This window comes from Collinsella sp. AF18-8LB, assembly GCF_003459795.1.
Lineage (GTDB): Bacteria > Actinomycetota > Coriobacteriia > Coriobacteriales > Coriobacteriaceae > Collinsella.
This window is the reverse complement of sequence record NZ_QRWU01000002.1, coordinates 1-15,164: the sequence shown is the minus strand read 5'-3', so window position 1 is coordinate 15,164 and position 15,164 is coordinate 1. Positions and strand designations below refer to the sequence as shown.

Here is a 15,164-nt window from a genome sequence, read left to right as displayed (position 1 = left end):
CGAGCCGTTACGCCGTTCGGTAGAACGGCGTAACTAAGTTACATCAGGTCGCAGACAGCTGCGGCGAAGGCCACGGGGTCCTCGGGCAGAATGCCCTCGACCAGCAGGGCCTGATCGTAGAGCAGACCGGAGTACTGCTTGATCTTGTCGGCATCGCCTGCCTTCTGAGCAGCAACGAGCTTGGCAAAGACCGGGTGCTTGGCGTTGAGCTCGAGCACGCGCTGGCTCTTGGGCATGCCGTCGGGCGCGCCCTCGGGACCCTTCTGGAGCACCTTCTCCATCTCGAGCGAAAGCGGGCCCTCGGTGGTAATGCACGCGGGGGCATCGGTCAGGCGCGCAGAAACGGCAACCTTCTCGACCTTGTCGCCGAGTGCCTCCTTCATAGCGCCAAAGAGGTCCTCGTTCTCCTTGGTAGCGTCCTCGGCCTCCTTCTTCTCATCCTCGGTTGCCAAGTCAAGATCGCCGGTAGCGACGTTCTTGAGCTCCAGGTGACGATCCTCGACCTCGGGCTCGGCACCGTCGGCAACGGCCTTCTCGGCAGCCTCGCGAGCAGCATCGTCCTCATAGATCTTGGGCATATCGCGCGCCACGTACTCACGCATGGCCTGGAACGTGAACTCGTCCACATCCTGCGTCAGCAGCAGCACGTCATAGCCGCGGTCGAGCACGCCCTTTACCACGGGCATCTTGGCCAAGCGCTCACGCGAGTCGCCGGCGGCGTAGTAGATGGCCTTCTGATCCTCGGGCATGCCCTTGGCATACTCGGCCAGGGTAATCATCTTCTGTTCCTTGGCAGACCAGAACAGCAACAGGTCGGCGAGCTCATCGGCCTTCATGCCATAGCTCGAGTAGATGCCGTACTTAAGACCGCGGCCAAAGTTTTCGAAGAACTTCTCGTAGGCCTCGCGGTCGTTGTCGCGCATATCCTCAAGGTCGGCGGTGATCTTCTTCTCGACACGCTTGGCGATGGCCTTGAGTTGACGGTTCTGCTGCAGTGTCTCACGCGAGATGTTGAGCGACACGTCGGCAGAATCCACAACGCCACGGACAAAGTTGTAGTAGTCGGGCAGCAGGTCGTCGCACTTCTCCATAATCAGCACGTTGGAGCTGTAGAGCGCCAGGCCCTTCTCGTAGTCCTTGCTGTACAGATCGAACGGGGCGCGGCCCGGCACAAACAGCAGGGCGTCGTACTCGAGCGTACCCTCGGCATGGAAGCTGATAGTGCGTGCCGGATCGTCAAAGTCGTGGAACGTGGACTTGTAGAACTCGTTGTAATCCTTCTGCTCAACGTCGGAGCTGCGCTTTTTCCAGATCGGCGTCATGGAGTTGACGGTCTCGAGCTCCTGGTAGTCCTCGTACTCGGGCTTATAATCGTCGCCAGCATCCTCGGGCTTGGGCTTCTGGCGGCTCTTGGACACCATCATCTGGATCGGGTAACGCACATAGTTGCTGTACTGCTGAATCAGGCTCTTGAGGCCCCACTCGGTCAGGAAGCGATCGTAGGTCTCGGCCTCGCCGTCGGCGTCGAGCTTCTCGTTCTCGCGCAGCGTCAGGACGACATCGGTACCGTGCTCGGCGCGCTCGCCGTCTTCGATGGTGTAACCCTCAAGACCATCAGACTCCCACACGTGAGCGGTGTCCTCGCCATAGGCGCGGCTGACCACCTTCACATGGCTGGCAACCATAAAGGCAGAGTAGAAGCCCACGCCAAACTGACCGATGATATCGACATCCGAACCCTGCTGCTCGGCGTTCTCGGTCTTAAACTCCTCGGAGCCGGAATGGGCGATGGTGCCCAGATTGCGCTCGAGCTCCTCGGCGGTCATGCCAATGCCGTTATCCGAGATGGTAATGGTGCGGGCATCTTTATCAAAGGAGACGCGAATAGCCAAGTCGCCCTGGTCGAGCTTGACGCTCGGATCCTGCAGGCTCTTAAAGTTGAGCTTGTCAACGGCGTCGCTCGCGTTAGAGATAAGCTCGCGCAGGAAGATTTCCTTATTGGTGTAGATGGAGTTGATCATGAGGTCGAGCAGTTTTTTGCTCTCGGTCTTAAATTGACGCATGTGCAGTCCTTTCGCGCTACCCCCGTCCGCAAAAACGGCCCGGTTGCCCGAGCCGCATCGCAGACCTGCTATGTTCAGACTTAGATTTTATAACCCATTAGCGCGCATATATACACACGGTATCGAAAAACTGTATGTCCGAGCGTTCCAATGCGCCAATTGCCAAGGAGTGTCCCCAACTGCCGGCAGAAAAGGAACGTCCCTATCTGCCGCCCTCGACCCGTTTGGCCATCCAGGCATGGGGCTGGCCCTCGTCTTCGTAGTCTACCGGGGCAATTTGCGTGTAGCCCGCCTTGGCATAGAGCGGCAGCACGTATTCCTGCGCATGCAGCTTAATAAGCTTAGCGCCGGCATCGCGTGCACACGCACCACTGGCCTCAACGATCGCACTCGCCAGTCCACGACGACGCATAGCCGGCAGCACGGCCACGCGCCCCATAATGTAGGTCTCCCCCGCCGCGGCGCCTTCGTCCAAGTCGCACGTCGGCGACACCGGAGCCTCTGCGTCAGTCGCGCGCTCAAGCTCTTCGGGAAACACGCGCGAGCAACCGGCAAGCTCGCCGTCTACATAGAGCGTCACATGAATGCAGTTCGGATCCTCGTCGATAGCGTCGAACTCATTCTCGTAGCCCTGCTCGTCCATAAAAACGACACGGCGCACCAGCGCCGCGTCCTCAAAGCATCCCGTCTTAAGTTGGATATCCATGACAGCCCCCTTCATTCAGCACGAACGTTAGGGACAGATTTTAGCGAAAATGAGCTCCGCGCACGCTAAACTTCGCGCGAGCCTTCGCCAGGCAGTCGTAATGACCCACGTTATGGGCATCGCTCGCGATGAAGCTGTACAGGTTCTGATCGAACAGGCGCTGGGCCGGCTTTTTCTCGCGACCAAAGCGACCGCCGGCAATAAAGTCCGCCGAAGCCTGCAGCTTGCAGCCCATATCGACCAGACGCTCCGCCACGCTTACATCCTTTTGAACCGCACGATAGCGCTCAGGATGAGCGATGATCACCTGGTAGCCACGGCACTGCAAATCGTAAATCGTGTTCTCGTACTCTCTAAACGCATACGCATCGGCATGCGTCGAAAGCTCGAGCAGAAACTCGTTGGTCCCATCGAAATGCAAGTGCTCCGCGGCATCGATACCAAGCTCAACGAGCTTTCGATGGTTGACCTCGAAGCCCATCTGGAGCGGAAAACCGTCAGCGTTATCACGCAGCAGCTCAAAGGCATCCCACATCTTGTCGTAATCAAAATAGGGATCACGGCAGTGAGGAGTGCAAACGATTCTGGTTACACCGGCCCGCTTGGCAGCCTCGAGCATCGCCAAGCTCTCATCGAGATCGGCGGCGCCGTCGTCTACACCCGGCAAGATATGGCAATGAATGTCACGCATAGGTCAGCCTTAATCAACTAAACGTTTGCTCGGTTGGTGAAGATGCCCTTTTTGGAAGTCCCCTGATCGTCGGAGCCCTTCTTCACCTTCTTACCGTCCTTGGTGTAGTAGGAGTAGTAGTACTCGCTGGTCTCGGTCTCGCAGTAGTTCATAACGGTACCGATGAGCTTGACCTTCTCGGACTTCTTAAGCTGACCGATGGCGTTGAGCGCCTCCTCGCGCTTGGTGAAATCCTCACGCACGACAAAAAGCGCACCGTCGGTCAGACTTGCGATCTCGGCAGCATCGATGAAGGTGCCGACCGGGGGAGCATCAAAGATGACGTACTGGAACTTGGCGGACAGTGCCTTTACCAGCTTGGCAAAGCGGTGAGAGACGATGATGTCGGCAGGATTGGGAATATGCGGCTCGGCATCGAGGAAGTAGAAGTTCTTCTGACCCGTCTCGACAATCGCCTGGTCAATAGAAACCTGCTCGGAAAGGACTGCATAGAGTCCGCCGCGGGAGCGGACGCCGAGCATATCGGCAAGGGACCTGCGACGCATATCAGCCTCGACCAGCAGGACGCTCTTGCCGCTGGTGGCGATAGCCTGGGCAAGGTTGATGGAAACCGTAGACTTGCCCTCGTTGGGAATCGAGGAGGTAACGGTGATGGTGCGAATGGGGTCGTCCACGCTCGCAAAGCGGATGTTGGCCAGAAGGGTCTTGGCGGCATTCTGTACAACGAGCTTATCGGTGTTCTTTGCCTTAGCCATGCCTATTTACCACCTTTCATAGCCGGAATTCGGCCAACAACGGGAATGCCCAGGAGCTCTTCTGCCTCTTCGGCGCCGCGGATGCGGGTATTGAGCATGTCTGCCAAAACGACATAGGCAACTGCGATAAAGATGCCCGCGAGGAACGCGACGGCAATATACAGCGCGCGCTTGGGGCCACTGGGGGCTTCGGGGGTCTTAGCCTCGTCGATAACGTTGATGCTCTGGGCAGCGCCGACGTTCTGAGCGACCGTACTCACCGAGCTGGCCATGGCCTTTGCGACCTCAGCCGTCTCCTTGGCATCGGTGCCGGTAACCGAAAGCGTAATGACACGCGTGGTGGTCTCGGAGGAAACAGACACCTTGTAGTCATCCAGATCGGTGAGGCCCAGTTCTTTGGCGGCGCCGCTCTTAACGCTATCGCTATCCAGCAGCGTGGCGATATCGTTGGAAAGCATCTGGCTCGCCGAGAGATCGTTGTAGCTCATCTGACCGCTATCGTCGGTCTTGGCGAGAATGTACATGCTCGTCGTCGCGGTGTAGGTGTTGTCCATCGCAGCGAAGGACACGATGCCCATGGCGATCGCGCAGACCACCGGAAGGGTGATGACCAGCTTGAGGTGCTTCTTCAGCAGCTGGAACAGTTCGAGAAGGGTCATGCAGCTTGCCTTTCATTTCCCCAGTTCGGATTGACAAAACTGTCCGTATGTTATCGCATCTTTTTACCGAGACCAAACTCTATACATAAGAAACAGGCTCTCCTGTAAAAATGACGGAAACAATCGTAAAATTGCACAACAACGCCGCACCCGAAAGTCCGATGCGGCGTCTACATCATTATCTATGTTGTATCGCTATGCGAATGGCTCGTCCTGCTGTATGGGAAACATCACCGTAATGGTGGTTCCCACGCCCAACTCGCTCGATAGATCGATCGTGGCGTGATGATACAGGGCCGCATGCTTGACAATGGCAAGCCCCAGACCGGTTCCGCCGCGTGCCTTGGACCTACTCTTGTCCACGCGATAGAACCGCTCAAATACCTTGCCCTGTTCTTCAGGCGCGATACCGATTCCCGTGTCGGCGACCGCGAGGAACGGATGGCCTTCGTCGTTGGTGCCGCACTGCAGCGTAACCGTACCGCCGGGTCGATTGTAGCGGATGGCGTTGCTTGCCAGATTGTAGATGAGCTCGTCAATCAAGCGCGACACGCCTTCGATGACCACAGGCTTGGTCTCATGACTTATCGTCACATTCGCCTGACGGGCGACCTGTTCAAGACGCTGCTCAACCGTGTAGATGGCACGCGAGAGCTCAATAGGCTCCGTGGACCCAATGGGCACCGCCTCGCCCTCAGTTGCACGCTCGGCCTCGTCCAAGTTAGACAGCGTAAGGATATCGTTGACAAGCGCTGCCAAGCGGCCCGCCTCACGATAGATGCGACCGCCAAAGTTGCGCAGGTCATCCTCGCCCTCAACCATGCCGTTTGCGATGAGCTCGGCATAGCCCGAAATCGCCGTAAGCGGCGTCTTGAGCTCATGGGTGATATTCGCCGTGAATTCGCGGCGCATACGGTCGTTGTCCGCTAGCACCGCCATTTGGCGCTTGAGTTCCTGGCGCTGCGACTCGATACGCTCAAGCATGGGGACCATCTCGGCATAGGCGTGCTCATAGCTACGGCGCGGGTGGTCCAAATCCACCTCTTGCAACGGCGCGATGATGGCACGGGACTCGCGGCGCGCCATGAAAAATGAGAGTACCGCACCCGCTGCTGCGATAAGCAGCATCGGCGCCACCATCGACAGCAAAATCGCCGCAACGCCAGGCTGGGCCTGCGCCAAGCGGACAACCTGGCCGTTATCAAGGGCGACGGCGCGATACAGCATAATCTCGTCGAGCGTAGAGCTTGCGCGCTCCGCGGAACCCAAACCACTCTCAAAGGCCTCGATGACCTCGGGGCGATCGCCATGGTTGGGCAGTGTGGAAGGCGATGCCTCGTTGTCGTAGGCAACCGATCCATCCTTGTTAATCAGCGTGATGCGCAAGTCCTCGCGATCGAGGCTACGCAAGAACGGGATGGGCTCCTGCTGCTCGTCGAGGGCGGCAGCAATGAGCTCGGTTTCCTGCGCTAGATTGGCACTCGTGGCATCCGCCAAGGTGTTTTGCAAAAAAAACGCACCCAGCACCGTAAACGCCACGATAACCGCCATGGCGCAGACAAAGATCGTCACAAAAACGCGGTGCGACAGCGTTTGTTTTCCCTGGGGGGCGAAGACCACGGGTTACTCCTCCGATGCGGTGGCCGCGGTGTCGTCACCTTCGGCACCATCACCGGCAGAAGGCTCGGCCAAGCGGTAGCCCACGCCGCGCACGGTCTCGATGGCGCTGGCATGCTCGCCCAGTTTTTGGCGAAGCGTCTGCACGTGCACGTCAACGGTGCGCGAACCGCCGTCGAAGTCCCAGCCCCACACGCTCTGCAGCAACGACTCGCGGGTAAAGACCACGCCAGGCTTGCGCATGAGATACTCAAGCAGGTCGAACTCGCGCAGGGTAAGCTTAAGCGGCTCGCCGGCAACGGTCACCTCGCGATGGCTGGGCGAGAGCACGATGTCGCCCACACTGAGCACATCGCTCGCCTGCTTGACCATGCCGCCGCGACGCAGCAGTGCGCGGCAACGGCTCGCAAGCTCCATGAGCGAAAACGGCTTAGTCAGGTAATCGTCGGCACCGCCATCGAGCGCCATCACCTTGTCGAGCTCGGTGTCCTTGGCGGTAAGCATCATGATGGGCACCGTCGCCGTCAGGCGGTCGGCACGCAGGCGACGCATAATTGCCAGGCCATCGGTATCGGGCAGCATGATGTCGAGCAGGACAGCATCGGGCACCCGTCGCGCCACAGCAGCCTTAAACTCGCCATCGCACGAAAAGCCCTCGGCCTCGATCCCCTGCTTGCGCAGCGCATAGACCGTCAAATCCCTGATGTTGTCATCGTCCTCGACGTAATAGATCATGTTGAACCCCTTTGCGGCCGACATGACCGCATCTTAACCCTAAAGGTACCTTTACGAGATGGTATCAGCCAAAACGTCCCGTCAAATAATCCGCTGTGCGCGGGTCGGTCGGATTTTTGAAGAGCTGAGCGGTGGGCGCGTGCTCCACCAGCTCGCCCAGCAAGAAAAACGCGACCGAGTCGGAGATGCGCGCCGCCTGCTGCATATTGTGCGTAACGACCACCAACGTGCAGGTCTCCTTGAGCTCGCAGGCAAGCTGCTCCACCACCAGCGTCGATACGGGGTCGAGCGCCGAGGTCGGCTCGTCCATCAGCAGAATGTCGGGCTGCACGGCCAGTGCACGGGCGATGCACAAACGCTGCTGCTGGCCGCCCGAAAGACCCAGGCCCGACTCCTTCAGTTTGTCCTTGACCTCATCCCACAGAGCGGCTCGACGAAGAGAATCCTCGACCAGCTCATCCAGCACGGCGCGATCGCGCACGCCCATGCCACGGGGGCCGTACGCGACGTTGTCGTAAATACTCATGGGAAACGGGTTAGGGCGCTGGAACACCATGCCCACGCGCTGGCGCAGGCGGCAGATGTCGTAGTCGCCCAGGATATCCTGGCCATCGAGCGCGATCTTGCCCTCGATGCGACAGTCCTTGATGCCGTCGTTCATGCGGTTAAAGCAACGTAGCAGCGTCGACTTGCCGCAGCCCGAAGGACCGATAAACGAGGTGATCTGCTTGTCGCGGATCTTGATGGACACGTCCTTGAGTGCGCGGTGGTCGCCATAGAACAAATCGAGGCCCTCGACGTCGATGCGCGTCGGCGAGGCGGCAAGGTCCTGCGCCGTGGGGCGCGTCGCGTCTCCGACTTCGCGCTCGTGCGCAGCCTCGGCTCGCGCTTCCATGAGTTCTTCAAGCTCCGTGGGCTCCACAGCCGCAGCAGCCGTCATACCGCATACCTCCATATCGATATCAATCCAGCAGTATCGATAGTAGGAATCGCGGCTCATACGCACGTGAGCGCATTGTCAAGTGTTTGTAAGGGCGCCTACGCTACGCGGCGGGCAGCTCGATGGTAAAAACGGTATGCTCGGGCGTCGATTCGCACGCGATGGTACCGCCATGCGCGCATACAATCTCCTTGGCGATGGCGAGACCCAGCCCAGCGCCGCCGCGATTGGTCGCACGCGCCGCATCCAGGCGATAGAACTTCTCAAAGATCACCTTGAGCTTTGGCTCAGGGATCGGATCGCCCTGGTTTATAAATCGTACGCGCACGCCGCCGTTACCCAAACGCCTGGCCTCAATCGTGATCATCGAGCCTTCATAGCTATAGGCAACAGCGTTTTTCATGATGTTGTTGAATACGCGAGCCATCTTGTCGCCGTCCACGAGCACCGTCAGATCCTCGCAGATATCAACCTGGGCTTCTTTATGCTGTTCGCTGAGAATGGGATAGAACTCGTCGGCCACCTGCGCCAGTAAGAGCCCCAAATCGACGTAGCTGCGGGTGAGCACGATATCGTGGAAATCAAAGCGCGTGATGTCGAAGAACTCCTCGATGAGCGCATCGAGCCGGTGGGCCTTGTCGATTGCCACGCCCGTAAAACGCGCGCGCTGCTCAAGCGGCAAATCGGGGGCCTCCTGCAAGAGCGAAAGGTAGCCCACCACGCTGGCGAGCGGCGTGCGCAGGTCGTGCGCCAGGTACGTCACCAGGTCATCTTTGCGGTGGGATTCGTCACGCAGGGCTTGTTGAACCCTGCGCTCGCAATCGCGCGCCCGGTTGAGCGCACCCTCGGCCTCGAGGAAGTCGCCGTCAATGTTGTCCCATGTGTCGGGGTTATCGATCAGACGGTCCTGAATGCGGGCGGCAATCACGCGGTCTGCGTGCAGCTCGCCCTGCTCGTAACCCTGGTAGTACAGGGCGCGTCCGCAGAAGAACAGGACGCACACGGCAAGCGCCAGCACAAATCCAAGCATGTTGAACACAAAGCCGGCGTCAAAGAATACGGGGTCGCCAATACCGCCAAGCGCCATGGACCCGATCGCCAACGTAATTGTCCACGCGGCGCCGCCGATCACCACACAGCGACGAACGATTTCGAATCGATCAATCAGCAAAATGCCAATGAGTAGAACTGCCAGGATGCCAACGATATTGTCAATGCCGATGAGCAGCAGACTCAGCAAAAAGAGCAGCACCGTCGCTAACGCACGGTTGTCAACGACCGCCCTTACGTATTCAAAGAGTCGATCGGGCACCTCGAATGCCCGCCTATCGTCTTTTGTCATATCTACTCCCCCACCATCAAAGGCGTTATTCGATTATGTAGCCGACGCCCCAGACGTTTTTTATAAAGCGCGGCTTCTGGGCATCGTCGCCAATCTTTTCGCGCAGATGGCGAATGTGCACCATAACCGTATTGTTGGAGCCGGGCATAAAGTCCTCGTTCCACACCGCGCGGAACAGGTCCTCAACGGGCACCACGCTACCACGATGCTCGACCAGATACAGCAAGATGGAATACTCGATGGGCGTAAGGCGCACCGACGCACCGTCCACCGTCACAGAGCGGGCGTCGCGGTTGATCTCGAGGCCGTCGAGCTGGATGATCGGCGACTCGGCCACCTGTGCGCGGCTGCCGTAGCTGGTATAACGACGAAGCTGAGCATGAACGCGTGCAATGAGCTCCAGCGGACGGAACGGCTTGACCACATAATCGTCTGCGCCAAGCGAGAGCCCCTCGATCTTGTCTTGCTGGGCATCGCGCGCCGTCAGCATAATCACGGGATAGGTATGGCTGGAACGAATCGTACGCAACAGCTCAAAGCCATCGATATCGGGCAGCATGACATCCAGCAGCGCCAAATCAAACTCCTGCTCCAGAATCGCCTTGGCCGCACCGGCCCCGCTGTAGGCAATCTGGACATCAAAGCCTTCTTTTGTAAGGTAGATGCCAACTAGGTCGGCGATGGCCTTCTCGTCATCAACTACCAAAATGCGCTCGTTCATGCGTGCTCCTCTCGCGCTCCATTATGCCCGAGGGGGCGCCCGTCACACACAACAAGCGTGGGTGATTAAGTCGGCCTTAAGCACCCTTGTGCCCGTTCGGGCGCGGATGTGGGCCACGCACGCACGCAACGATCGTCGTCGCCGGCAAACGATATACTCTAGTGCCAGAAGAGACCATCCCGTCGAAAGCGAAATCTGTGAAGTCCCTCACCTCTTTTGCAAAACGCTCCGCCCAGCTTGCCGCCGGCTTTGCCTGCGCCATCGCCCTTACCGCTGGCGTGCCCACCGTCGCCGGCGCCCAAGTGCTCACGACCGACGACGTCTGCGGCAAGACCGCCGACGTCCGCGGCATCACGACAGAAAACCTGCCCGATATCGAGGCAACTAATGCCCTTGTTATGGGCAAGGACGGCACCGTCTACTATGGACGCGGCGCCGATGAGCAGGTCAAGATTGCCTCGATCACCAAGGTCATGACCGCAATCCTGACCGTCGAAAACTGCAAGATGGACGAGAAGGTCACGGTGAGCAACGCTGCCGCCACCGTAGGCAACTCGACTGCCGGCCTGCTCGAAGGCGACGAGCTTACCGTGGAGCAGGCGCTGCGCGGCCTGATGATTCCCTCGGGCAACGACGCCGCCATCGTGCTCGCCGAATATGTGGGCAAGAAGATCGACCCTAAGACCAAAGACGCCGAGGCCACATTTGTGAAGGCCATGAACGAGCGCGCTAAGAAGCTCGGCTGCACCGGTACGCTTTTTGAAAACCCGCATGGTCTGGACTTTGATGAGTGGGCTGGCGATATGCACTCAACCGCACACGACGTAGCGCTGATGATGCAGGAGGCCATGAAAAACGACACGATCCGCGAGGTCGTAGCGAGCGAGGATTCCTGGATCGAGGTCACGGGCGCCGACGGCACCGACCATTCGCATTCCATGGACACGCATAACTATTTGCTGGGCCAAGATGGCAACATCGGTGGCAAGACCGGCACTACCGACGATGCAGGCTATTGCTTTACGGGTGCCTACAACCGCGATGGCGACGAGATCTACACCGTCGTTTTGAACTCCACCACCACCGACCAGCGCTTTACCGATACCGCAACCCTTGCCAATTGGTACTACGGTCACAAGGTGACGGTCGCGATCGCCAACACGCAGGAAAAGACCGCCAACGGCAACCCGCTTATGGCGCGCATTGGTCAAACCGACTGGACTGATAAGACGATCGACGCCACACTCGCCGATCCTACGGCGCAAGCGACCGTGTTTTCCCTTGCCGGCGAGGTGACCGAAAAGGTTAGCTACGACGATCTTTCGGGCACGGTGCATGTGGGCGACAAGGTGGGCAGCATTACGCTCAAGCAGGACGGTACCAAGATCGCCGTCATGGATTTGGTTGCCGACGAGGAAGGCTCGGGGCCGAATCCCATTGAGTGGCTACTCGTGAAGCTCGACCGCCTGGGCCGTCGCATCGACAACCGCCCACTCACGGCAGAAAGCGAGACCGTCGCCAAGGCGCCCGAGGTGTAGGACGCAATAATAATAAGCTCATTAAAAGGAGGCATCCGAAAGGATGCCTCCTTTTTTGAGGGTTCGAATCCCCAGCCGCCATTCTTGATAATAAAAAAGGGCCCCAAATGGGACCCTTCTTTCAATTCATACTGGCGGAGAGCTGGGGATTCGAACCCCAGATGCCCTTTTGGGGCATACTCGCTTAGCAGGCGAGCACCTTCGGCCTCTCGGTCAGCTCTCCGTAACAGCCGTTCTATAGTAACCAAACAGCCGAAGTTGGGCAAGAGGAAATTTTCTAATTGCCTAGCAGCCTTTCCTCCTTGAAAGCTTCGCCTACCCCAGCGAGCGGTTGAGGGAGCCGAGCTCGTCGTTGCCCATGGTGCGCCACATTTGGAAGATACAACCGCGTGCCAGGAAAAAGAAACCGTTGTCGACCAGTTGCACAGCGGCATCTGCAAGCTGATTCGTCACGGCGGACACTGGCGGCAGCTCGAGTCCAGCCTTGCGGATGGTCTCGACCGCTTCCTCGAACGTCGGAGGCTCGCTGACGCCCATCTCGTTCATAAGGCCCTGCATTTCTTCCAGCGCGCTGCTGCCCGACTCCTCGCCGCGCGGCACCAGGCGGTAGCACGCCAACGCGAGCTCGAGCTGGTCGCAGTTCCAATAGGCAAACGCCAGGCGATAAAACAGGTAACCGATTGAAGTACGGTCGCTTGCAATGCGCAGGCCATGGCGCGCTACCTCGATAATCTCGTCAAAGCGCTCCAGACGTGCCAACACGTTGATGAGCGCGAAGTGAGACTGCATGGACGAGCGCGCCAGATCGTAAAGATGGCGCACCTCGGGCAGTGCTCGTTCAAAGTCCTCTTGCTCGGCGTAAAAGCTGCAGATCTCGTGCTGGGCAAAGTACAGCGCATCGGGCGCACGAAGGATTCGCACAGAGCGGTCTTCTTCCAACACCGGTAGCACCATGCGCACCAGCTGGTTATCACAAAACTGCGTTTGAACCGGACCCGTCGCCAAAAGCTCGGCGACGGCGCACTTAGCCTCCAACTCCTCGACAAGACGGGAAAAACCTTCAAAAGCACCTGTACGGTCGACTTTTGCCTGCTCGCGCAATTCAACAACACGGGCCACGTATGGGTCATCGTCCTCTTCCATGACCTCCAACTCGTCAGCCTTATCGGCAAGCAGCAGATCGCGCAGCGCCGGCGGCAGCGTGCGATGGTCATCACGCGGACGAGCATGAACCTCCGCAGGTTCAATCGTCTCCGGAGCAGTTGACTCATAGGCCTCAAGCACACGCTTGCACGGCATATCGTCCATGTCCATGCTCTCAAGATCCTTGGCGACAGGCACGCAATCGGCCAGATAGGCCGCGCGCCCAAAGAAATACGTTGCGACAACGCGCTCGCCCTGCTCACTGTCGGGAGCAGCAATCTGCACATAGCAGCGCGTGATGCAGGTGCCCGCGGCAAAACACGCCGCCGCAAGCGTGAGCGCCACGCGCGCATCGTGCTCCGCAGCCCAGATCGCACGCGTGTCCTCTTCCAGCTCGCGCCAGGCGTCATCTTGAGCGTCGTATTCACGTTGCGGCATGGCATCCACGACAGAGCGCCCAAACCGAACGAGCATAATCCCCTCGGCAACATTTACTCGATAGGTATAGTCGAGCCGTGTGACCACGTTGAGCGCTTCTACGATACGTGCAAAGCGGGTGCGAACGTCCCACTCACCGCCCGGCTGGCAAGCCACCGTACCCGGTTTGCCCCACGGGTTATCGCTTGAGGCCGTATCGAGCAGACGGGGGACATCGTTGGTCGTCTTGGCGATATGCCACGAATCAAAAAGCGCACAGCCCTCAAAGCTCGGCGAGGACGCGACGGGGCCTAATCCGGCCCCGATGCGCTCAAGGATGCCAGAGAGGCGGTTGAGACGGCACTCGATGGCAAGCAGGGCATCGATCTCGGCCTGATCGAGAAGACTGCGATCAAAATTGAGATAGAAAAGCTTTGAGCGGTCGATGCGCGCTAGGCTCATTTCAGTTTTTGCCGCGATGGTGCGCAGACGTGGCAGATTGACCTCGCTCATCAAGGCCGCGGCATAACGCTCGATACCACTCGGATTCTCGGTATGGTCAACGCGGTAGAGCAGCGTCTCGATAGCATCGGGGAGCGGTGCCGTGTTAAAGCCCAAAAACACCTCGACCGGCTCGGGTAACTTTACGAGCTTGATCTTGTCGACAACGTTTTGCATGTCATCATCGAGACCGTCGACGCCCGCCGTGTTCGCAATAGCGCTTTCGGAGTTGGCAAATATCACGTAGCGCAAGAACATCGAGGCCATGAACTCGCCGTAAGGAAGAGCGCGGGTCGAATTCCACGTCTCGCGGTCGGACTGCTCGCGCATGGGGCCTTCGGGAGATCCGGCAGTTCGCGCGCACGCGCGCATGGCGCCGTTGGCCGCCCTCACCATAATCTCGCCAATACTGGAATCGGACTCGTCAAGGACCAGTTCCATGTCGGGATCGTTGGGCAGCGGAGCCTCGCTAACGGGGCGGTCCACCTTGTACACCTCACCCGAAACGCTTACGTAGCCCAAAAGCGACACATGACTTTTGCCAACGAATTCGACGACATAACAAGATTCATGTTGATCCTCGCCAAAGAGTTTCCAGACCACGCCATATGAGCGTCCCGCAGGCTGCTCGGGCATCGCCGGAAAGCGCTTCTTGGGATCGAGAAACCTGAGCTTGTATGTCGGACGCTCTGCCACGAAATATCACCCTGATCGGTCGCTTGAGAAGGAGTGGTCGCGAATAAGTCGCGACATCTACTCGGAATCTTACACGAGTCGACAGGAAATCGTCCCTTTGGACGAAAGCACTCAAGCTGGCGCAAAAGAAAAGCCCCCGTTGCCGGGAGCTTTAATCTCAAATGGTGCGGCGTATAGGATTCCGCGCATCCGCTGCGCGGATCCGCACCGGCTTCGCCCGCCCGCCGGCGTGCTCGCCCGCGGGCTAAAAACGCTCCGCGTTTTCTTTACGCCCGAGCCTCGACCGAGGTTCGAATCCATGCGGTGTTTACGTAAAAGAAAAGCCCCCGTTGCCGGGAGCTTTAATCTCAAATGGTGCGGCGTATAGGATTCGAACCTATGACGTTCTGATTCGTAGTCAGACCCTCTATCCAGCTGAGGTAACGCCGCGACTTGTTAATTATTATGCACATGGACTGAATAATCGTCAAGCGTTTTTCAAAAAAAGTTATTGAATTTGATTTTTACTCATTTTGACCCCTTGATGCGATCTTCGACGCATCGCGATATAAGAAAAGCTCCCGTTGCCGGGAGCTTTAAAGTCAATTGGTGCGGCGTATAGGATTCCGCGCATCCGCTGCGCGGATCCGCACCGGCTTCG

12 protein-coding genes and 2 tRNA genes are annotated in these 15,164 nt (G+C 58.5%); 1 reads left to right on the top strand and 13 read right to left on the bottom strand.

All coding sequences use genetic code 11. From position 1 onward, the window contains the following. Window positions 1–38 precede the first annotated feature (38 nt). From htpG to DWX25_RS03765, 10 genes are all read right to left on the bottom strand, one after another. Window positions 39–2,063 (bottom strand): molecular chaperone HtpG, encoded by a 2,025-nt coding sequence (gene htpG, locus DWX25_RS03810; RefSeq protein ID WP_117734688.1) that lies wholly within the window; start codon window positions 2,061–2,063, stop codon window positions 39–41. A gap of 202 nt (window positions 2,064–2,265) precedes the next feature. Next, window positions 2,266–2,769, bottom strand: coding sequence for a GNAT family N-acetyltransferase (locus DWX25_RS03805; RefSeq protein WP_117734689.1), 504 nt, complete (start codon window positions 2,767–2,769; stop codon window positions 2,266–2,268). Window positions 2,770–2,809: 40 nt separating this feature from the next. Next, window positions 2,810–3,460 (bottom strand): tyrosine-protein phosphatase, encoded by a 651-nt coding sequence (locus tag DWX25_RS03800; RefSeq protein ID WP_022094060.1) that lies wholly within the window; start codon window positions 3,458–3,460, stop codon window positions 2,810–2,812. Window positions 3,461–3,477: 17 nt separating this feature from the next. Then, the gene (locus tag DWX25_RS03795) at window positions 3,478–4,215 is read right to left on the bottom strand and encodes a CpsD/CapB family tyrosine-protein kinase (RefSeq protein ID WP_035136836.1); all 738 of its coding nucleotides are present in this window, start codon (window positions 4,213–4,215) and stop codon (window positions 3,478–3,480) included. Between the two features lie 2 nt (window positions 4,216–4,217). Further along, window positions 4,218–4,874 (bottom strand): YveK family protein, encoded by a 657-nt coding sequence (locus tag DWX25_RS03790; RefSeq protein WP_117734691.1) that lies wholly within the window; start codon window positions 4,872–4,874, stop codon window positions 4,218–4,220. Between the two features lie 195 nt (window positions 4,875–5,069). Continuing rightward, on the bottom strand, window positions 5,070–6,494 hold the full coding sequence (locus DWX25_RS03785) for a cell wall metabolism sensor histidine kinase WalK (protein ID WP_117799384.1): 1,425 nt from the start codon (window positions 6,492–6,494) through the stop codon (window positions 5,070–5,072). A 3-nt stretch (window positions 6,495–6,497) separates the two neighbouring features. Further along, window positions 6,498–7,226: a response regulator transcription factor gene (locus tag DWX25_RS03780; RefSeq protein WP_089572665.1), complete on the bottom strand. Its 729-nt coding sequence runs from the start codon at window positions 7,224–7,226 to the stop codon at window positions 6,498–6,500. A 64-nt stretch (window positions 7,227–7,290) separates the two neighbouring features. Continuing rightward, on the bottom strand, window positions 7,291–8,166 hold the full coding sequence (pstB, locus tag DWX25_RS03775) for a phosphate ABC transporter ATP-binding protein PstB (protein WP_117734741.1): 876 nt from the start codon (window positions 8,164–8,166) through the stop codon (window positions 7,291–7,293). A gap of 103 nt (window positions 8,167–8,269) precedes the next feature. Continuing rightward, complete coding sequence (locus DWX25_RS03770; RefSeq protein ID WP_117799386.1) at window positions 8,270–9,508, bottom strand: sensor histidine kinase KdpD; 1,239 nt, start codon at window positions 9,506–9,508, stop codon at window positions 8,270–8,272. 25 nt (window positions 9,509–9,533) lie between these two features. Continuing rightward, window positions 9,534–10,229, bottom strand: a complete 696-nt coding sequence (locus DWX25_RS03765) for a response regulator transcription factor (RefSeq protein WP_117743173.1) — start codon at window positions 10,227–10,229, stop codon at window positions 9,534–9,536. Between the two features lie 197 nt (window positions 10,230–10,426). Here DWX25_RS03765 and DWX25_RS03760 point away from each other — a divergent pair, with 197 nt between their 5' ends. Then, window positions 10,427–11,767, top strand: a complete 1,341-nt coding sequence (locus DWX25_RS03760) for a D-alanyl-D-alanine carboxypeptidase family protein (protein ID WP_117763578.1) — start codon at window positions 10,427–10,429, stop codon at window positions 11,765–11,767. 132 nt (window positions 11,768–11,899) lie between these two features. Here the strand turns inward: DWX25_RS03760 and DWX25_RS03755 are convergent. From DWX25_RS03755 to DWX25_RS03745, 3 genes are all read right to left on the bottom strand, one after another. Continuing rightward, window positions 11,900–11,990: transfer RNA gene (locus tag DWX25_RS03755), tRNA-Ser, on the bottom strand. A 92-nt stretch (window positions 11,991–12,082) separates the two neighbouring features. Continuing rightward, window positions 12,083–14,524 carry a lipopolysaccharide assembly protein LapB gene (locus DWX25_RS03750; protein ID WP_117799388.1) on the bottom strand — a complete coding sequence of 814 codons (2,442 nt, stop codon included), beginning with the start codon at window positions 14,522–14,524 and terminating at the stop codon, window positions 12,083–12,085. A 352-nt stretch (window positions 14,525–14,876) separates the two neighbouring features. Further along, window positions 14,877–14,953, bottom strand: a tRNA-Arg gene (locus tag DWX25_RS03745). Window positions 14,954–15,164: the final 211 nt, after the last annotated feature.